Here is an 18,730-nt window from a genome sequence, read left to right on the forward strand (position 1 = left end):
GGGCGGCCGTCTACCGTCCGACGCCATTGGCGCGACCAACGCGCCCGCAACCAGGGAGTTGCCGCCATGACGCGCACCCTCGTCGCAGACCTGCCCAGCCACCTCGACGAGACGGTCACCGTCTACGGCTGGATCAACACTCTCCGTCTGCAGCGGCGCATGCAGTTCGTGCTGGTCCGCGACCACACCGGCCTCGTCCAGGTCACCCACGCCCGCGGCGGCGAAGGCGACGAGATCGAGGCGGCCTTCGAGAGCATCACCGCCGAGACCGCCGTGAAGATCACCGGCAAGGTCGTCGACAGCCCGCAGGTCAAGCTCGGCGGCCTGGAGATCATCCCCGAGCGCGTCGAGGTCGTCTCCCCGGCCGAGCCGAAGCTGCCCATCGACGAGCACACCGGACTGGACCAGCGCCTCGACTGGCGCTTCCTCGATATCCGCCGGCCCTCCCAGCACCTCGTCTTCGCGGTGCAGACCACCGTCGAGCAGGCCATGCGCGAGGTCACCGCCGAGGAGGGCTTCACCGAGCTGCACACCCCCAAGCTCATGGGCACCGCCTCCGAGTCCGGAGCCGAGGTCTTCAAGGTCGACTACTTCGACCGCACCGCCTACCTCGCCCAGTCCCCGCAGTTCTACAAGCAGATGGCCATCGCTGCTGGCATCGACAAGGTCTTCGAGATCGGCCCCGTGTTCCGCGCCGAGCCGTCCTTCACCTCCCGCCACGCCACCGAGTTCACCGGCGTCGACGCCGAACTCGCCTGGATCGACGGTGTCGAGGACGTCATGGCCTTCGAGGAACGCCTCCTCCAGCGCGTTCTCCAGAAGGTCTCCGAGCGCCACGGCGACGCCATCAGAGAGCACTTCGGCGCCCAGGTCGTCGTCCCCCAGACGCCGTTCCCGCGCATCACCATGGCCGACGCCCTCACCAAGCTCCGGGCCACTGGCTGGGACCCCGAGGGCGCCAAGGACGACCTCGACCCCGAAGGCGAGCGCAAGCTCTCCGCCCTGATCGCCGAGGAGACCGGGCATGAGTTCGTGTTCGTGACGCGCTTTCCCGCCTCGGTCAGGCCCTTCTACCACCTGCGGCCCGAGGACGACCCCACGGTCACCGAGTCCTTCGACCTGCTGTGGAAGGGCATCGAGATCACCACCGGCGCGCAGCGCGAGCACCGCCACGAGCGTCTCATCGCCCAGGCCCGCGAGAAGGGTATGGAGACCGAGCCTCTCGCGAGCTATCTGAACTGCTTCCGCTTCGGCACCCCGCCCCACGGCGGGTTGGGGCTCGGCCTCAGCAGGCTCCTGATGCTGCTCCTGGACGTCCCCACCATCCGTGAGGTCACCTTCCTCTTCCGCGGACCCCACCGCCTGGAGCCGTAGAGCTCCACGTCGAACCCGTCGACGCCGGGGCCGGAACCGGTTCCGGCGTCACGCTCGTCAGCCTGCCGCCCGTGCCGGTCCCGCAACCCACGGCCCCAGTTTCAGCCGATTCGGGGCAGGGGTGGCCGATTCACCGCATTGATCATGACCGTGTGCGTTCATCTGTCGGTGGTGAGTGCTCTGCTGGTTGTTGTCGCGGGGAGTCGTCGAGCAACACCCCAGGGGGTTGTCGTGAGGTACACCCATGTGAAGCCGCACTACCGCAACGGCCGACGAGTACGTGGACACCAGCGGCGGGTCCGCTCCGCCGCCCCGGCCATCGGGCTCGGCTGGCTGATCGCCGTCGTCGTGGTGGCGGCGGTCCTCTTCCACTGAACATGCGCAGCACGACGGTCCTGCTCCGGCTGCGAGGACGGAGCAGGACCGGCACGGCCCGATCGACAAAAGACCGGAATGCCGAGCATCAGGGAGTGGGAAGTGTTGCTGTTACTGGGGGCGCTCTGGGCGCTGGGGGCATGGCTGACCTCGCGATGCGGAGCCCGCACGCGCGTCGACGGCAGCTGCCAGAACCCGGGGAAGGGCTGGCTGGTGCGCTGCCACCTGCATGGCTTCAGACTGCTCACGGCGAGCGACCTCGGCGGCGCTGCGCTTGCCCTGGTCGGCTACCTGCTGGTGATGCACCATCACACGGGAGGTCGCGCATGAGCCCCGCACGGCGACGGCGTCGCTACAACAACGAGGCCGCCTACCTCTGGGGCGGCGGGGCGATCCTCGCCATCGCCGTGGCGACCGTCGTCCTGCGCTGGCTCGCCGCGCACTGGTGGATCCTGATTGTTATCGCAGCCGTTGCTGCCGCGGTCGGCGGTATATGGCTCTACGTGCAGCACACGAGCTCCCGGGAGTACGCCGAGCATCTGCGTAACCTGCGCCTGACCATGCAGGGGCCCGGCGGCCTGGACGCCATGCACCACCGGCAGTTCGAGGATGCCGTCCGCACCCTCCTGCAGCGCGACGGCTTCACCGGGGCCCGCCGCATCGGCGGCAGCAACGACCAAGCGGTCGACGTCCTGGGCACCGACCCCGAAGGACGCGTCTGGGCCCTCCAATGCAAGCACAAGGAGAACCCACTGCACGGCAACAAGGTCGGCGCCCCGGTGCTCTACGCCCTCGCCGGCACCGCCGACCGCGCCTACGGAGCCAGCGTCCCCGTCGTCGTCACCAACGGCTACTTCTCCACCCCTGCCAAGGACTGGGGCAGACAGCACGGCATACACCTCGTCGACCGAGACACCCTCGCCCGCTGGGCCGCCGGCCCCTGGCCGCTCTGGCAACTGCTCCGCGGACTCCCGCCAACCACCGCGCGTGGACTGTCCTGACGCGAAGAGCGGCGACCGACCTGCGGTCGGCCGCGTGAGTCCCGCACTGAGCAAAGCCGCGAAGGCCAGCTGTCCGGAGCCACGACTCGTAAATTCCGAGCCGCTTACAGTCGTCGGTCTGACCGTGCTCCTTCCGGAGAGCAGCACTGCAGCGATGCGGCCAGGGATTGCTGTCCGTGGCGTGGAACCCGGAGGCATCCGGCTTCACCTGGAGCCACTAGCGCCCGCAGGGTCGGGGACATGCGGAGCCGCATCGCTGTCTTCCAGCGGTCGTACCCATCCTCATCTCCTCTAGCGTGGAGAAGGTGCTTGATCCAGGTGTGAGCGATTCGGTCCTCGTCGGTGAGCCCGGTGGCGATCTCGTGGACGACGGTCAGAGCAAGCCAGTAGTCGTCGGCCGGTACGAAGTTGAGATCGACACGGGTGGCTGCCTGGGTGTAGCTGAACAGGTGCCGGTCCTGTCCGGTCGGTCCCGGGCGGGTCTTGCGGTAGGCGGCATGGCCATTTAGCAGCTTCCGCAGGTCGTCCAGGCTGCCGCTCTGCTTGGGCAGCGGCGCGTAGAGATCGATGTCTGAACTGCTCAGGGCGGTGCCGGCGTAGGATGAGCCCATCGGGTGCGGCCTGTTGCCGGTCCACTGCTCGCACGCCGCCTGGGCTTTCTCTTGCATGTCAGTCAGGGCGTGCCGGACCTGGCCGCACGCGAGGTAGAAGCCGGTGGCGAGCTGCCGCTCCTCAGGGTGGAGATCATCGAGCTTGACCCAGCCCATGTCGGTCACGGACCGAAGATCGGTCCTGCTCCGGGACGGGCGAAGGCGTAGGTGCCCCGCTTGCGGCGGGTGGTGCTGGCTGAACACCGCAAGATAGTACGCACACAATCAGAAGATCGTGTCCATCGCGGCCGGAGGCCCTGGAGCCGCGCTAGGGTCCGTGGATGCGCCTGTATCTGTCGTCGTTCCGCGTCGGCGATCACCCGGACCGGCTGCGCAAGCTCCTCGGGGCAGGGCCCGGACGGATAGCCGTGATCGCCAACGCCATGGACGCCACCCAGGAAGAAAGGCGCCGAGCTGGAGTCGCCCGCGAGGTCGGCGCCTTGGCCGAGCTCGGTTTCGACCCGCAGGAGCTTGATCTGCGTGGGTTCTTCGGCCGACCTGTCGGCGAGGTTGAGGCCGTGCTCGACACGTTCCTGGCCGTCTGGGTCCGCGGCGGTAACGCGTTCATGCTCCGCTACGCGATGGCCCGCAGCGGAGCCGACGGTGTGCTGTCCTCCCGGCTTCGCGAAGACACGATCGTCTATGCGGGATACAGCGCGGGCCCCTGCGTGTTGGCTCCGAGCCTCCAGGGCCTGGAGCTCTGCGACTTCCCCCAGAAGGTGACGCAAACCTGGGGCGCCGATCCAGTCTGGGAGGGCCTGGGCATCCTGGATCACGCCTTCGTGCCGCACGTCGATTCCCCCGGGCACCCCGAGACCGAGGACTGTGGGCGCGTCGCGGAGCGCTATCGGGCCGACGGAACCCCGCACCGCACGCTGCGCGATGGCCAGGTCCTTGTCATCGACGGCGAAAGGCAGGGAATCATCTGACCCGCATCACGCGCCGAGCACGCCGACGCTCCTACTGACCTCTGCCGGTTCCCCTGCTGGGAGGCGTGGGCGTGTCCGTCCCGGCTGACGCCTCGGAAGGAGGCGCGGCAGCCGGGACCGAGGTTCTCGGGTCAGTCGCTGTTGTCGGTTTGCTGTGCGGTGATGGCCTGGCGGGCGAGGTCGTACAGCGGCGGCCGGTGGTGCAGATTGTCGGTGACGTGGGCCATGACGGCCATCGGCCAGTCGCGGTGGGGGTGGGCCGCGAGGTGGTGGGCGATGTCGTCCGGGCTGATGTTGGTGATCTGGTCGACGTCGAGGCCGGCGAGGACGGTATCGGCGAGCAGCTCCTTGGCGTGCATCTCGTCGACGGCCCGGGTCACGGCCGCATCCACGCGGACCCGCAACCCCATGACGGCCATGTCGCGGAGTTCGTCGGCGGGTGGGATGACCTTGCCGGTGGCGCCATGGCGGGCGAGTCCTTCCTCGATGTAGGCGATGAGCTCTGGCGAGGAGAAGGCGTTGAGTTCGACGCGCTGGTAGAGCCAGCGTGTGGGGTCGCCGGTGTTCTCGTGCCAGTCGCATGCCTTCCCGGTGAACCAGCGGTGGGCGAGCTCGGTGAGGTGGGGGACGATGCGTGCCGGTAGGGCGCTGTCGCGGGTGTCGGGTTCGGATTCCAGGCCCTTGGCGTGGGCGTCGTCGACGGTGAGGCCGAGGTCGATGACCTCGACGCGGTGGTGGGGCATCCGGGCGGTCTCCTCTCCCAGGGTCCGGGCGATGTTGTAGCCGTAGGGGTCTGCGTCGTGCAGGACGAAGATCTTCACGTCGCCGGCCGGCATCCGGGCGAGGAGGTCGCGGCAGGCTTCGGTGCCGTAGCCCTCGGTGGTGATGACGGCCATGTCGTACTTGTCGGCAATCCGCGACTCGTGGATGGGCGGCCACAGGCCGGTCTTCTCCACGACGAGGATCTTGTTGAAGGTTCGGGACGGCGGGATGTACCGCTTGACCTCACGGGTGCCCAGGCGCAGGTCACGGGCCCCGGCGGGATCGTGGGGGTGGTGCAAGGTGCCGCGCGGCTCCCGGTACAGGCCCTGGATCAGTCCGTGCTCGCGCTCCCAGGCGGGCAGCAGGGTCTGCTCGACGTACTTCGCGCTCAGCTTGGCCCCGGACGGGAGCAGGTTCAGCGCGAGCGGGCGGATCTTGTAGTAGAGGGTGTGGGAGGAGAACGACAGGCCCTGGTCGCCTCGGGCCTGCGCGATGGCCTGGGCCATGACCGCGAACACCGCCTCCTTCTTCGTCATCTTCCGCGGAACCCTTGCGGCCGGAGTTTCGGTGGCGGCCTTGAAGTCCCGCTCCGCTTTGCGGATCTGCGCGAGTTCGGCGCGATGGTGGGCGTCTTCGGCGCGCTGGCGGGCGCCCTCGGCCTTCTGCCTGGAGAGCTTGTCCTTCAGCAGCTTCTTCGTGGTGGCTTTGAGCGCCGTCCCGCAGGCCTCGGCGACCTCAGGCGGCACGGACAGGACGGTCTTGCCCTTGTCGGTGAACTGCGGCACGGGGCAGACCAGGTGGACCACGACGGCGCGCAGGAACTGGTTGCCGTAGCCGGGGGCGCCGTCGCATCGGGCCAGGAAAGCGCGCGCACCGGTGGTGGTGAAGCCGTCGCCGGCCAGGGCGGTCTGGGCGAGCGGGTCGTCGAACGTCGCCGCATGGTTCACGGCGAACGTGAGGCTGCCCGGCCTGCTGGTGCGCGCGACGGTGACCTCGATGCTCCAGGGGATCCCGGCGTGGTCGGTGAGCTGCTGGCGGGAGAACCACGCCTCCTCGACGCCGAACGCCCCATCGAGCACGTGGATGTAGTGGTCACGGCTGATCTGGCCGAGGTAGGAGGGCTTCGGGGGCTTGCTGTGCGCCTTCATCGTCTCCAGCAGCACTGCGATCTGCTCCGGCTTGTCCGTGAAGTCGGACAGGCGGGTGATGCCGGGCAGCGCGGCGGCGACCTGCTTGGCCTTGATGGAGCCGGTCAGCCCGGCGAAGGTCTCGGTGAACTTCCGCAGCGGCAGGTCGATGCCGCCGCGCTGGTGCTCGCGGATGTGGCCGAAGACCAGCTTCGCCATCGCGGCCTGGTCGTAGTGGTGGGCGGAGGTCGGATCGGTCGGCCACGGCTTGCGCCACCCCTCCGGGGCGGTCGGCTCGTAAATTCCGACCCCCTGCTCGCTCTGGTTTTGAGCGTGGTCAACCTTCATGCGGGCATGCGGGTTGGCAAGGGCGTACTTTTCCACCCAGCCCACAGCGGACTCGGCGGTGACGAGCTTGACCCGGCGCGGCGTCGTGACCAACGTGCCCTCCGCGACGAGCTCGGCCGGGAGGGGCACGGTCACCGACGTGCCGGTGGTGCGGGCGCTGGGGGTTTGGGTGTGGCGGGTGGCGACACCGCCAGCAAGGTCGCGGGAGGCGGTGAGCTCGTGCCGCAGGCCGCGGGCCTCGACGACCACCGGCGCGGTGACCTCCAGGGCGCCAGGGATCCCGAGAATGGTTTTGAAGGCGTTGCCCTGCATGCCGCGGGTTGGCGAGCGAAGGCTCTCCTTGTCGGACACGTTGCAGGTGAAGTCCAGGATCCGGTCGATCACCTCCGCAGGCATCCCCGGCCCGTTGTCCGTCACCGTCACGAACACCAGCCCGTCGCGCCAGGCCACGGTGAGGCCGACCTCGGGGCGTACGCCCGCCGACTCGGCAGCGTCCAGGGCGTTGTCGAGCAGTTCCTTGATGACCACGTCACCGAACTTCGCGGCGACCTGGCCGGTCTGGGACTGAAGGGCGCGCCGTTCCAGGAACTCGGCGGTCCGGGGCGTGGAGAACACGGTGCGCTCCAGCGCCGGTGCGTTCGTGGTCTTGGTGGCCTGGGTGATGGTGGTGATCGGTCTGGCTCCTTGCGGGCGACGACGGATGAATAGCCACCGCCCAGTTGGGGCGGTGGCTCAGGAGGGAGAGAGGCGGCTCCCTGGCCGACCGGGTGGCCGGCCAGGGAGCCGTATGGGTGCGGCAGAGCTTCACAGCCGTTCGGCTCCACCCGTGGAGCCGAACCTGTGGTACGGGCCTGCGGGTTACCGGCCCCGGGGACGGGGCGGCTGGCCCGGCACCATGGACTGGCCGGGCCGGGGCTGCTCGGCCGGGGCGGGCTTGCGGGCCTTCGCCCGCCCCACGGCTGGGGTGACCGGTGGCAGGTCGGCGAGGTGGCGCACCCGCCAGAGCAGGACCGCGGCCGGGTCCTGGGCGCTGTCGAGCTCCCGCTCCCCGGCGGATGCGGTGAGCAGCCCGGTCACGTCCAGGCCGCGATGCCCGGCCTGCAGCAGCGCACCGGCCAGCGCCGGCCAGTTCTTCCCCGTCACCACCCGCTCGGCCAGGTCCGGAGGCAGCACCTGCCGCACAGTGGTGGCGAGCGTCTGCCGCACCGGTGAGGGCACGGACCGGCTCTCCGCCGCCAGGGTCCGCAGCGGGACGGTGGCGGCTTGGCTGGCGGCTACTTCCAGGTGCGCGACGGTCTTATGTGCCGTGCGGGCGTGCTGGCGGTGCCCTTCGGCCTCGTGCCACCGGTACAGGGCGATGCCGAGCAGCAGCACCAGGTCCAGCAGCATCATCACCGGATCCGCGTCCTTGCCCCGCCCGAGACTCGCCCCGCCGGACAGGGTCTGCCGCGCCGCCGAACGCAGCGCCCGCAACTCCCGATCCGCGGCACGCTCGTGCGCGAACGCGGCACGACCCCACGCCCTCGCCGCGGCCCGCAACTCCGCCCGGCCCGGACCCATGTGGGTCTGGGCGACAGCGTCGAGGACCTCCCCGAACCCCGCCGACCACGCCACCACCACCGACGCGTCGACCATCGGCTCCACGCCACCAGTGCCCCCGCCCGCTTCGCCGTCGCCGCTGGTGGCGGTGAAGGCGTGCAGCACGGCGCGGACCGCGCCAGCCGTTTCGGCGAGCGCGGGACCGGCGGTGTCGGCGCCCTTGACAGCGGGTTCGTCGGCTCCTGCGGCGAGGCGGGCGCGGATCTTGGGCAGGGTCAGGTCCGGGCCGAGCTCGCTGCCCGGGAACCAGACCGGCTCGCCCTTGCGGTTGTGGTCGCCGGGCAGGTGGAAGGAGAAGCCCTGCGCGTCCCCGGACGGCAGCCGTCGGACCTTGACCCGCACGCCCTCGGCCTGGACCCGGGCGAGGAACTCGTCCTCGCTCACCGCCCCCGCAAGCGCCGTGCGCAGCGCGATGCGCAGCGTCTCGCGCGGCGTGCGCTCCCGGCCCTGGCGCTTGGCCTTGTGGACCTCGGCGCGCGTCGGTGCCTTGGCCATCGTGCCCCGGCCCGGCCGGTGGTCGACCTCCCTCAACCCGAAGTCCCGCTCGATGACCGCGAGCTCGTCCATGACCCGCCGGTAGTCGTTGTGCAGGCGGGCGTGAGTGAGGTTCGCCCGCACCGTGGTGGCCACGATGTGCACGTGGTCCTCGGCGTGGCGCACCACAACCCACCGGCAGCCGTCCGGATCCCCCTCGGGGGCGATGCCGGCCGCCGCCATGACCCGGCGCGCGACCTGCTCCCACTCGCTGTCCGACAGGTGACGGTCCTCCGGGGCGGCCCGCAGGGAGCAGTGCCACACGTGCTCCTTCGGCGCGCGCTTACCCGCCTGGACCACGCGCAGGTCCAGGATGTCCGTCAGCTGAGCGACCGCCGCGTCGAAGTCCGGGTCACGGCCCGGGTCCGGCAGGAACGGCTCGAAGGATGCGACCGTGTGCTGGTCGGTGTGCTCGTCCTCGTCACCGGGACCATAGACATAGGCGAGGACGCCGCGGGTGCGGTCGCCCCGCGTGATGGACGCGATCACGCGCGCCTCCGCGCCTTCGCCACGGCGGTGACCGTCTGGTCCACCTCCCGCGTCAGCGCCCGGACCTGCTCCCGGAGCTCCTGGCAGCGGTCGAGGAAACGGATGGCGGCGGGGTCGGTCGGGAGGGTGCCGTCGATGTTGCGGCGGTGGGCGATCTGGTTGAGGTTGTTGCCCCACGCCCCCAGCTCCGACCGCACGGCCGCGAGCTCGTCCACCAGCGCGTCCAGGGCGTCCGCCACCGAGCTGCTCGGGGCGGTGCCCGTCTCGGCGGCGAGCAGCCACCGCACCAGCAGCACCGACAGCGAATCACCGGCCTGGTCCGCCTGAGCCTGCCAGCGCGCCTTCACCTCCGGGGCCACACGGAACGTCACCCGCGCGCCCAGGGGCGTCTCGAAGTCTTTCGGCCTGCGCTTCGGGCCCCGACGGCGCTGCGCCGCCCGGGACGCCCGCACCGGACGGGACGCCGACGGCATGGCCGAGGAGGCGCTGCCGGCGGCAGCGGGCGGCGTACTGGTGGCGGCCAGTCGGACGGTGGCCCCGTCCTGGTCGCGGCTGCCCTCGGCCGCGACCACCCCCAGACCCGGCGCCCTCGCCGGGTCGTCCCCGCCGCCCTCGGCGGGGACCAGCGCGTGCAGGCCGACGTAAGTCGGACGCACGCTATTGCTGGCTCCCCGAACGTGTCGAGGCTCATCAACCCCATCTACCAGCAGGGTAGTTGAAGCAACTGCAAGACCGGAGCCCGGCCCGGCGGCGGTGTCGGACCCGTGGGCCTGGGCGGCACGCGGCGGCTGCTCAGCGACCGTGGCAGGCGAGGCGGGGGTGTGGGCAGTGCGGGGCCAGAAACGAGGCGTCATAGGCGGGACTCCAATCGGTAGACGGTGGGGACGGCGGAAGGCCGGGACCGGGACGGTCCGGTCCAGCCGGAACAGGCGATGATGGGGAGGAGAAGGGTGGGGCTGTCCGGCCGGAAGTGCCCGGACAGCCCCTGTACGGCGGCGCGGTTCAGTCCGCGTCGGGGTGCGGCAGCGCGGAGGGACCGGGGTCCAGGAGCTGGAGGGCTTCCTTGATCCGCTCGTTTCCGGCGGACAGTCCCGCGGCCCCGATCGCGTTGCGCGCCTTCGCGCGGGTGATCCGGCCGCCCTCGACGGGGACGGTGCCGAGGACCTGGGCCAGCTCGGGGATCGACGCGTCGGCAGGCCGACCCAGACGGGCAGCGCGGACCGCGCCGCCGGAATCACCGTCCGCCCGGTGACCTGCGGGGACCGGATTGCTCTCCACCGCGACGGTCCCCTCCGCGGCGAGCATCGACCCGGTCCCGGGGACCGTTGCGGGGGTTTCGGCCAGTGCGGTCCCCGCCGTGATGTCGGGGACCGTCTCGGTGGTCGCCGCGTCCCCGGCTGGTCCCGGCTGCCCCGGCTTGACGGGGACGGCCGGAATCATGGCCGCAGCTGTCCCCGCCCCGGTGGCGCTGGCCGGAAGTGCGGACCACGCGGTCCCCGCCTCCTCGTTGAGCGGTCCCGCCGGCTCGTGGGCGGCGGTCCCCACGGAGAGCTGGTCGGTCTGGTGGGCGTGGCGGCTGATGAGGATGAACAGGTGGGTCGCCCCAGCCAACGCGAGCGGCGCGACCACGGACAGCAGCCCGACGACGCGGTCGCTCAGGTGCAGTTCCGAGGCGGGCGTGGTCTGGTTCAGGCGGATCGCGTGCAGGGCGTTGGCCCAGACGCTTGTGGCCGTGGCGGCGGCGAACAGGGTCCACACGTAGGCGCGGGCCCGGAACGGGGCGCCGCGCAGGACGAGGAGGGCACGCACGCCGTAAGCGATGAAGCCGTCGATCACGATCGGGAACAGCCACGTCAGGGCGGGGCGGACGTGGATGGCGAAGGCCATCTGCCGCAGCGCGTCGTAGGAGAGCGCGCACCCGGCGGCACCGAGCAGCAAGATCGCGGCACGGTCCCACCAGACAGGGCGCGGCAGCCAGCGCCGACGGTTCAGGGGTGTGGTGGTCAAGGCGGGAGTCTCCTTGCGGGTGTGGGTGGGGACGCCGAAGCTCGCGCTGGCGGCATGCGCAGAGCAGCGGCATCGAAGGGTGGTGGTCCGCCCGGGCGGCAGCGGTCACGGCCCTGCTGTTAGGGGGCGGTGAGGGGTGGTCCGGTACGCGGAGCGCCGCGGTCGATCGGCAGCCCGCAGCTGGGCGCGCGGGTCAGGCCGTGACGGTGGCGGGCTGGGTGCCGCGCAGGGAGGCTCTGACCAGGGCCGCGCCGCGCGCGGTCACCGCACTGCCGGAGCCCACGGCGGGCTGGCGCGCGGCCAGGCCCGCGCAGGCGCGGCAGATCCCCGGCTGCGGGACCGGGTCGGCGCACTTCGCGCACTCATGCCACCGCACCGTCGGAACGGCGGCAGCCTGCTGGACGGGCTCGGGCGGGAGCTTGCGAGCCAGCCTGTCGCGCAGCAGCGCCACCGGTGCGTGGACCTGCGCCGGCAGGCCCGCCAGCAGGGCGGCGGCGAGGTCGTGCTCGCTGGCCCCGCGCTCCAGCCACCCGGCGACCAGCGGTGCCAGGGAGAGGGCCTCGGCCGCGCCGAGGCGCAGGCGTGGCTCAGGGCGGATCACCCGAAACAGCATCGCCGCCGCCTCACGCACCTCGGGTGCGACCGCGCCAGGGGCAGGCGCGAGCGGCTCGACGGGCGCGGCCACGCCACCGTCCGCCGCCAGCTCCTCGGCTGGGGCGGGGGTGGTGCTGGGTGTGGTCTCCCGGCCGCCCTCCCCGTTTCCGGGCAGGCCGGACCGCCCCGCCGCGCCGGTGCCGTCCGCGGGGCGGGGGTGGGAGGGTTCTTTCACCAGGTCCTTTGGAAGGACGTCAGGACCACCGACCATCCGGCGACCGGAGCCCGCAACCGTGGCACCCGGAGCCGTCTGCGGGGTGTCGTAGACGTGGGCCTCACTGACCACGGTCCCGTCCGCCTGGCGGACCTTCTCAACCCGGTAGTACCCGGCGCGCGCGAGCTCGCGCAGCGCCTTCGCGACCGCAGTGCGGCCCTGCGGGCTGGAGTCGGCCATCTGCCGGCCGTCCTCCCGCCACCCGTCCGGGCGCGAGAGCAGGTCAGCCAGGAGACCGCGAGCCGTGTAGGACAGCCTGCGGTCCTGCAGCAGGTAATTGGGCAGGGCGGTGAAGCCGCGCACATGGCGGCTACGATGAACGTGCATCTGGAGTGATCGCTCCTGGTGCCGGACCCCGGAGCGTTGGCGCGCTGCCGGGGTCGCCTTATTCGATTGGTGGACCAGCGACACTACTACGCGCGCCATGCCCAATCACCTCCTTCCGCAGCGACTGTGATCACACGTCAGACAGCACTATCGTGCGCGCTGACGGTGACCGTCTGAATGGCCGAAGACACCCTCTCGGCTGCCGAGGTTCACGCCGGTGATCGGGCTCAGGGCGAGCCGAGGCAGGAGCGCGGCCTGCGGCCGAGGACGGCTTGTACTACGGTCCGGGCGGATCTTGCGGCCTCGGCGACCGACCGGACGCACGCTGCATGACCGCTCACCAGCGCGGACGTCACGGGCGCGACGAAATCCAGGACTGGGCGGCGAACCGACATCGCCCGGAGGCCGGGGACGGCCAGTTCCGTCTCTGTCAGCCGCAGCTTGAAGCGGGACGGGCCCTGCGCCCTGGCAGCGGCCGCGCGCAGGGCGCCCACCTCTTCCGCCAGCTCCCACGACAGGGACTCGTGCAGGAAGGCACCGAGAAGCGGTGCGTCGGCCAGCCGGAAGCGGGTGAGCGTGTGCGCCAGCGGTCCGCGCCCGCTACGGGCGCGCTGCCGACGTGCTGCCAGGGAAGCCGGGCAACCGCAGGTGGTGCCGCGTCGGCGGTCGTCGGCGAGGAACACCTGACCGTCACAGTGATGTGTGAGGCCGGTCCGGTCCCAGAGCTTCATTTCGCTGCGGATGTCACGCGGGGAGTCGACGACAACCTCGACTTCGGCGGCGTCAGTGAGGACCTCGAAGGTGCTGTCCGCCGACGGGCTCGGCTGAACGGTGCCCCCGAGGAGCTTCGCCGCTGCGTCGGCCACGGGCCGAAGGCTCGTAGTGACACACCAGGTGGAGAGCGGATCGGGGAGCGCCCCGGTGATCCGGACGGAGCGGAACATCCCGACCGGTACGCCGTCGGCAGGCGGGCACGCCGCTCCGGGCAGGACGGCCTTTCGGGCGGCGGAGGCGCTGCGGTGGGGGAGGGGGTGAGTCAGGGGCAAACTGAGGGCCTTTCGGTAGGGGGCAGGCGACGTGAAGCGGTGCGTCAAGGTAGTCGTAATTGGGCTCGCGACCTAATTGGCGATCACTGAGACCGCACGGCATGGTGCTTCGCGTCGTCAGGCGCAGACCGTAGGCGGCGTACAGCCGGGACCTCGGCAGGACGATCTCCGGGAAGCCGAAGTGGCGCGATGGGGCTCAGCTCACCTGGGGCCTGTGACTCCGCGAACCAGGCCGAAGTGGCGACCGCTCAGGCGCGTGCCGATCGGGCTCGTGCCTGGTGAGTCGCGCGGCATGGAATGCCCTGCGCGCGGGGCGACGATGGGGCGAAAAGCACCGAGGTTGCGCGGAGGCGCAGGTCAGGCGGGGAGAGAGCTGACCGTCAGGATCTGCCGAATCTCGCGGCGGCGGCGAGATCAGCGGGGCTGCCGAGCGCAGCAGTCAGGAGCGGCGCGGCGGCACTCTGTGCGGCGCGCTGGAGGACCGCAGTCAGGCGGTCGAACATCCGTGGCTCCAGGGGCTGGCGTGACTGTTGGCACATCTGGGGGTGGAGAGATGGACTCGACAACCTGCATGAAACGATGCTGCTGTGTCAAGTGAGCACGGGCGCGTGCTGAGATATGTTATGTAACCGTTATTCAAAATGCCGTGAAAGGTGCTACTTCGGACAGCACCGGTCGGCCTGGTGGCCTGCGGGTCACTCGTCTGGTGTGTTCGGGGCCGGCTTCCTGGTGCCTGCCCACTCGGGATCGAGCCTCTCGGCGACGTCCACGTGGTTGCCCTTGCGGCCTACGGGCGAGACCTTCACCTCCTCCAGCACGGTCACGAGGAACTCGCGCTTGCGGTTGATGTCCCATGTCGACCACGGACTCCCATCCGCCACCGGGTCTTCAGCAGGCAGGAACCACTCCGAGGGCAGGGCGACCTGGTCGGAGTCATGGGTGCTGAGCTCCGCGATCGTGGCCAGGAGCTGCTGTTCCGTCGCCTGGAGGCGGCGGTTGCTGTCCCGGTAGACAGCAGTCATCGTGGGGCCGTCGAAGTCGCCAGCCTCGCGGTCGGCGGCCAGCGTGCGCAGCGCGGCCTGAACGTGCTCCAGTTCCTTCTCGGCTGCGGCCTTCTGCTCCTGGGCCTCCTCCGAGCGGTGCTGGTTGGCGAAGCGCCTGGCCACGGCTTGGAGGACAGCACGGTCGGCGTGATCCTGCGGGTCGAGTGCGGCCAGACGTCGGAAGGCCATCCGGGGGACCACGTCATCGACCTGGGCCATCGTCACGCCCTGGCTGTGCCGGGCGGCGTTGAGGGGCCCGCCTGGGCCGGTGTTGCAGGTGTAGAAGGCGTAGCGCGATCCCTTGCCGGGATTGGACTGCAGCGGTCGCCCGCACACGGCGCAGCGCAGGATGCCGAGGCGGGTGAAGAGGCCGGTGGGCGCGCCCTCGGCCCGAGGGTTGCGAACCCGCGGCGCCTTGGCGTCATGGCCCTGGATCATCTGGAGTTCCCACCACTCCGCGCGGGAGATGATCCCCTCGTGGAGGGTGACGGGGCTTCCGTCTGCCCCGTAGAGGATGCCGTGCGTCGCCGTGACGGCACGTCGGCGGGTCTTGCCGTCGGCGTCCTTCTCAAGTCGGGTGAAGGGCTCCACCGAGTACCCGGCGATCTGCGGATCGCGGAGAATGCTGCGGACCGTTGCGACGAGCCACGTGCTCTTGCCGGTCGGGGTCGGAATCTTGGCCTTCGTGAGCCGCGCGGCGATCTCGCGCCGGTCGAGACGGTCCCTGACCGTCCACTTCACCATCTTCCGGACGGTCGGCGCGGTCTCCGGGTCGGGTTCGAGCTTCCGAACCTTGACCCCGTCGACCAGGACCGGCGTGATGCGCATGCCGTACGGTGCGCGCCCGGCGACATGCCCGCCGCGCTTGCGCGCCTGGGCGTGGGTGCCGGTGATGAACTCAGACTTCTGGTTGGACTCCTGCTGGGCGAGGGCGGCGGTCAGGCCGAGGATTGCCTGCCCGACCGGGTTGCTCGGGTCGGTGTCGAGCCATGGCTCGGTGGCGGAGACCAGGCGAGTGCCGTGTGTGCGGAACTCGTCGATGATGCTCAGCACGTCGAGAGCGCCCTTGCGGGAGAGGCGCGACAGGGCGAAGACGATGACCACGTCCAGCTTCCCCGCTCGGACTTCGCGCAGCATGGCCTCGTAGCCGGGGCGCTTGACGGTGGGAGACCAGCCGGAGACCCCGATGTCCGCGAAGACGTGCTCCGGCCTGACGTGCCAGGAGCCGCGCGCCGGCGACTGCACCATGTGCAAGGCGGTGTCCAGCTGGGCACGGGGAGAGCCCTGCGAGTCGTCCTCACGGGCACGGCTCTGCCGGATGAGCACGCCGACGCGCACGCTGTCGGGACCTGCGGTCCTTGGGTGCGGCAGCGCGCTCGCCATGGCAGCCTGGATGATGGGTACCCACTCGTGGGGGCAGTGCAGTTCGGGTGTGGTCTCCATGCGCGCGACGTTACTAGAGATGAGCGGAAGATCTAAGGAATTCCTGATCCAGGGGTTCTACGACCGCATGACGCGCGAGCACGCGATCGACGCCCGACAGCGGATGGCGGGCAGGACCGACTTCTCGGAGCGGCTCTGCATCGCCCTCGAGTCCTGGGTGGACTGCGCGGCGCCGTACCACGAGTTCGCGGCGCAGTTCTTCCGGACGGCGGCCGACCCGAACAGCGCGCTGAGCCCCTTCTCGAACGAGTCCCACCCGGCCCGCGAGACGGCCGTCCAGCTCTTCCGTGAGGTGCTGGACGGCTCGGATCTCGGTCCGAAGATCGATCCCGAGTTGGACGAGTTGCTGCCCGACCTGCTCTGGCTGCACCTCATGGTCGTGGTCCTGTACTGGGTCTTCGACCGCACCGACGACACCGGGCGCACCCGCGCCTTCGTCAAGCGCTGCGCTCCCTTCGTCGCCAAGCTCGTCACCCTCTCGCGCTACCGGGTCTTCCGCCCGCTGGTGCGGGACGCGGTGGACATGATCAAGGACTTCGTCCTGCCCACCATCGGCAAAACGACTGCCTCGAAGCCCGCCCCCAGCAAGGAGGCGGCCGAGACGCCCAGCAAGCGCCGTCGGCGCAAGGAGAGTTGAGCTGAGCTCAGCCCCTCCATGCCGCCGGGAACGCGGCGGCATGGAGGGGAACATGAGGAAGCACGGCAGATACGACGTCCGGCTGATACCGCTGGCGGCGGTGACCAGATGAGCACGATGCGGACGGGCCGGCAGGTGGCGCGGGTGGTGGGCATCGCGGTCGCGGTGCCGGTGGTGCTGGGGGTGCTGCTGTTCGTCACGTTCTTCGCGATCTTCGTGGTGGGGCCGTTCGCGCTGCTGGTGCCGATCGGCGCGCTGGTCTGGCTGATCAGGGCGCTGAGCCGGCGGAGCGAGCGCGTGTTCGCCGAGTGGTGCCCGGACTGCGGCGGGGTGCTGTCACCGCCTGTCCTGGAGCGCGTGCCCCAAGCCGACGGCGCGGCACCGCGCTTGCGTGCCGTGTACACGTGCGTCGTGCTGGAGCACCGCAGTTGGCGCTGGGCGGACGCGGGAGAGCCGCTGCGACCGTTCGAAGGCAGCCCAAGGGGAGAGGGGAGTCACCGGTGAACGCGGAGGCAGGGCGGCGGTTCGTGCCGCCCAGGAGGCCGGTGCCGGTACGGGAGTTGGGGGAAGGCTGCGCGATCGCCCTCGCGCTGGTCCCGGCATTGGTGCTGCTGCGGGCGCCGTGGCCGCTCTTGGTGCTGGGGCCGGCGTTCGCGCTGGCCTGGGCCGTGGCCTGGCCGTTGCGGGTGTGGGACGTGCCGGCGCGGCGGTGGGCGGTGGTGCTGGCCCGGGTGGCGACGGGCTGGTTTCTGGTGGCCGGTCTGTCGGTCGGCTACGTCTCGGCGGTCCTGCTGGTCTTCGGCGGCGTCGGCCTTCTGGGTCTTCTGTGGGTGCTGCTCGGCGCCATGGCCAGCCTGGCCGGGACGTTCCTGCTGCGCGAGCGTCACGATGTCGCCGGGGTGGTACTGAAAACGTTCGTGCTGGGCCCGTTGGCGCTGTTCGTGGCGGCCACGGGATCACCGGGGACGCTCGCCCTGTGGGGAGCGCTGGTCGGCTGGACAGCACTGGTGCTGCTGGTCGGGATCTGTGTGACCGCCTTCCACGCCTGGCGGCACGACCGACTCGACCCCTCCGAGCGCTGACGACCAAGCCGCCAGGCACGGAAGGTGTAGGTCGTTCTGGCGTTGCCGCGGGTCTCGGCGACGATCCCGGCGACGGCACCGCGTGCCGAGCCGAGGAGCCGACCGGAGCGGGCACAGGATGTCGGGTGCGGGGCGGGGGAGGATTCCTAGGCTCGTGGACGTAAGGGACAAGGAAGGAATCCGGCGTGCTGGAACCGCTCAACCAGGCGATGGACCACATCGAGGCGCACCTCGACGAGCCCGTCGAGGTCGCCGAGTTGGCGCGGATCGCGCTGACCTCGGAGTACCACCTGCGGCGGATGTTCTCCGCGCTGGCCGGGGTGCCGCTGTCGGAGTACATCCGGCGGCGGAGACTGACCGTGGCCGGGGCCGAAGTGCTGGCCGGGGAGCGGACGTTGCTCGACATCGCCGTCCGGCACGGCTACGGCTCCGGTGAGGCCTTCGCGCGGGCGTTCCGCGCGATGCACGGGGTCGGGCCAGGGGAGGCACGGCGCACCGGCGCGGTGTTGAAGGCGCAGCCGCGGATGTCCTTCCGACTCGTCGTCGAAGGGAGCAGCACCATGCAGTACCGAATCGTGGAGCGGGACCGGTTCCAGGTGGTGGGGAGGGTCGCCAGGGTGCCGTTGGTCTACGAGGGCGTCAACCCGGGCATCGCCGAGATGATCCAGGGCATCGGCCCGGAGACGATGGCACGCATCGCGGCTCTCTCGGACCCCGAGCAGGGGTTGGAGCCCACCGGGATCATCTCCGCCACCGTCACCCACGACCCCGAGCGCGCCGAGGGCACCGATCTCGACTACTACCACGCGGTGGTGACCGAAGCCGCCGCCGAGACGCTGCCGGAGGACCTCGACGCACTCGACGTCCCGGCCGGCACCTGGGCCGTCTTCGCCAACACCGGCGAGTTCCCGCAGGCGCTGCAGCAGCTGTGGGCGGACGTGTTCACCCAGTGGTTCCCCTCCAATCCCTACCGCTACCGCCCGGGGCCGGAACTGCTCAAGGTCGGTGCCGCGCCGGACGGCAAGGGCGCGGTCGCCGAGCTGTGGATCCCGGTGGAGCAGGCGGGCTGACCTCGGCCGGAGCCTCGCG

The 18,730-nt window shown here is 70.8% G+C and carries 17 protein-coding genes; 9 read left to right on the forward strand and 8 right to left on the reverse strand.

What is annotated here, in order from left to right; translation table 11 throughout:
• Positions 1–66: 66 nt before the first annotated feature.
• The 4 genes from aspS to ABIA32_RS04825 all read left to right on the forward strand — a co-directional run bounded on the left by aspS (position 67) and on the right by ABIA32_RS04825 (position 2,750).
• The gene (gene aspS, locus ABIA32_RS04810) at positions 67–1,374 is read left to right on the forward strand and encodes an aspartate--tRNA(Asn) ligase (RefSeq protein ID WP_370092551.1); all 1,308 of its coding nucleotides are present in this window, start codon (positions 67–69) and stop codon (positions 1,372–1,374) included.
• Positions 1,375–1,605: 231 nt separating this feature from the next.
• Entirely contained in the window at positions 1,606–1,749 is a 144-nt protein-coding gene (locus ABIA32_RS04815) for a hypothetical protein (protein ID WP_370092552.1), read from the forward strand.
• A gap of 102 nt (positions 1,750–1,851) precedes the next feature.
• Positions 1,852–2,079, forward strand: a complete 228-nt coding sequence (locus ABIA32_RS04820; RefSeq protein WP_370092553.1) for a hypothetical protein — start codon at positions 1,852–1,854, stop codon at positions 2,077–2,079.
• The gene (locus ABIA32_RS04825) at positions 2,076–2,750 is read left to right on the forward strand and encodes a restriction endonuclease (RefSeq protein WP_370092554.1); all 675 of its coding nucleotides are present in this window, start codon (positions 2,076–2,078) and stop codon (positions 2,748–2,750) included. The genes ABIA32_RS04820 and ABIA32_RS04825 overlap by 4 nt, the downstream gene beginning before the upstream one ends.
• Before the next feature lie 104 nt (positions 2,751–2,854).
• On the opposite strand, the gene ABIA32_RS04830 is transcribed toward ABIA32_RS04825, so the two are convergent.
• Entirely contained in the window at positions 2,855–3,526 is a 672-nt protein-coding gene (locus ABIA32_RS04830) for a hypothetical protein (protein WP_370092555.1), read from the reverse strand.
• A gap of 155 nt (positions 3,527–3,681) precedes the next feature.
• On the opposite strand from ABIA32_RS04830, the gene ABIA32_RS04835 reads away from it, so the two are divergent.
• Positions 3,682–4,329: a Type 1 glutamine amidotransferase-like domain-containing protein gene (locus ABIA32_RS04835; protein ID WP_370092556.1), complete on the forward strand. Its 648-nt coding sequence runs from the start codon at positions 3,682–3,684 to the stop codon at positions 4,327–4,329.
• 131 nt (positions 4,330–4,460) lie between these two features.
• Here ABIA32_RS04835 and ABIA32_RS04840 read toward each other — a convergent pair whose 3' ends face one another.
• The 7 genes from ABIA32_RS04840 to ABIA32_RS04870 all read right to left on the reverse strand — a co-directional run bounded on the left by ABIA32_RS04840 (position 4,461) and on the right by ABIA32_RS04870 (position 15,922).
• The gene (locus ABIA32_RS04840; protein WP_370092557.1) at positions 4,461–7,181 is read right to left on the reverse strand and encodes an ATP-binding protein; all 2,721 of its coding nucleotides are present in this window, start codon (positions 7,179–7,181) and stop codon (positions 4,461–4,463) included.
• Positions 7,182–7,424: 243 nt separating this feature from the next.
• Entirely contained in the window at positions 7,425–9,188 is a 1,764-nt protein-coding gene (locus tag ABIA32_RS04845; protein WP_370092558.1) for a mobilization protein, read from the reverse strand.
• Positions 9,185–9,844, reverse strand: coding sequence for a hypothetical protein (locus tag ABIA32_RS04850; protein ID WP_370092559.1), 660 nt, complete (start codon positions 9,842–9,844; stop codon positions 9,185–9,187). Before ABIA32_RS04850 ends, ABIA32_RS04845 begins: the two co-directional genes overlap by 4 nt.
• A 346-nt stretch (positions 9,845–10,190) precedes the next feature.
• The gene (locus ABIA32_RS04855; protein ID WP_370092560.1) at positions 10,191–11,195 is read right to left on the reverse strand and encodes a DUF2637 domain-containing protein; all 1,005 of its coding nucleotides are present in this window, start codon (positions 11,193–11,195) and stop codon (positions 10,191–10,193) included.
• A gap of 193 nt (positions 11,196–11,388) precedes the next feature.
• Positions 11,389–12,390 carry a hypothetical protein gene (locus ABIA32_RS04860; RefSeq protein ID WP_370092561.1) on the reverse strand — a complete coding sequence of 334 codons (1,002 nt, stop codon included), beginning with the start codon at positions 12,388–12,390 and terminating at the stop codon, positions 11,389–11,391.
• 227 nt (positions 12,391–12,617) lie between these two features.
• Entirely contained in the window at positions 12,618–13,334 is a 717-nt protein-coding gene (locus tag ABIA32_RS04865) for a hypothetical protein (protein ID WP_370092562.1), read from the reverse strand.
• Positions 13,335–14,131: 797 nt separating this feature from the next.
• Positions 14,132–15,922: a recombinase family protein gene (locus tag ABIA32_RS04870; RefSeq protein ID WP_370092563.1), complete on the reverse strand. Its 1,791-nt coding sequence runs from the start codon at positions 15,920–15,922 to the stop codon at positions 14,132–14,134.
• 19 nt (positions 15,923–15,941) lie between these two features.
• Between ABIA32_RS04870 and ABIA32_RS04875 the strand changes: the two genes are divergently transcribed.
• The 4 genes from ABIA32_RS04875 to ABIA32_RS04890 all read left to right on the forward strand — a co-directional run bounded on the left by ABIA32_RS04875 (position 15,942) and on the right by ABIA32_RS04890 (position 18,711).
• Entirely contained in the window at positions 15,942–16,559 is a 618-nt protein-coding gene (locus ABIA32_RS04875; RefSeq protein WP_370092564.1) for a TetR/AcrR family transcriptional regulator, read from the forward strand.
• Positions 16,560–16,667: 108 nt separating this feature from the next.
• Positions 16,668–17,063, forward strand: coding sequence for a hypothetical protein (locus ABIA32_RS04880; protein WP_370092565.1), 396 nt, complete (start codon positions 16,668–16,670; stop codon positions 17,061–17,063).
• Complete coding sequence (locus tag ABIA32_RS04885; protein ID WP_370092566.1) at positions 17,060–17,641, forward strand: hypothetical protein; 582 nt, start codon at positions 17,060–17,062, stop codon at positions 17,639–17,641. The genes ABIA32_RS04880 and ABIA32_RS04885 overlap by 4 nt, the downstream gene beginning before the upstream one ends.
• A gap of 185 nt (positions 17,642–17,826) precedes the next feature.
• Positions 17,827–18,711, forward strand: a complete 885-nt coding sequence (locus tag ABIA32_RS04890) for a GyrI-like domain-containing protein (protein WP_370092567.1) — start codon at positions 17,827–17,829, stop codon at positions 18,709–18,711.
• The last annotated feature ends 19 nt before the right edge of the window (positions 18,712–18,730 follow it).

It is taken from the genome of Streptacidiphilus sp. MAP12-20 (genome assembly GCF_041262525.1).
Lineage (GTDB): Bacteria > Actinomycetota > Actinomycetes > Streptomycetales > Streptomycetaceae > Streptacidiphilus.

Bases quoted from the DNA above. Each gene is read 5' to 3' on its own strand.
- ABIA32_RS04860 (WP_370092561.1), bottom strand. From the start codon at position 12,390: ATGCACGTTCATCGTAGCCGCCATGTGCGCGGCTTCACCGCCCTGCCC.
- ABIA32_RS04865 (WP_370092562.1), bottom strand. From the start codon at position 13,334: ATGTTCCGCTCCGTCCGGATCACCGGGGCGCTCCCCGATCCGCTCTCC.
- ABIA32_RS04870 (WP_370092563.1), bottom strand. From the start codon at position 15,922: ATGGAGACCACACCCGAACTGCACTGCCCCCACGAGTGGGTACCCATC.
- aspS (WP_370092551.1), top strand. From the start codon at position 67: ATGACGCGCACCCTCGTCGCAGACCTGCCCAGCCACCTCGACGAGACG.
- ABIA32_RS04875 (WP_370092564.1), top strand. From the start codon at position 15,942: ATGAGCGGAAGATCTAAGGAATTCCTGATCCAGGGGTTCTACGACCGC.
- ABIA32_RS04880 (WP_370092565.1), top strand. From the start codon at position 16,668: ATGAGCACGATGCGGACGGGCCGGCAGGTGGCGCGGGTGGTGGGCATC.
- ABIA32_RS04835 (WP_370092556.1), top strand. From the start codon at position 3,682: ATGCGCCTGTATCTGTCGTCGTTCCGCGTCGGCGATCACCCGGACCGG.
- ABIA32_RS04825 (WP_370092554.1), top strand. From the start codon at position 2,076: ATGAGCCCCGCACGGCGACGGCGTCGCTACAACAACGAGGCCGCCTAC.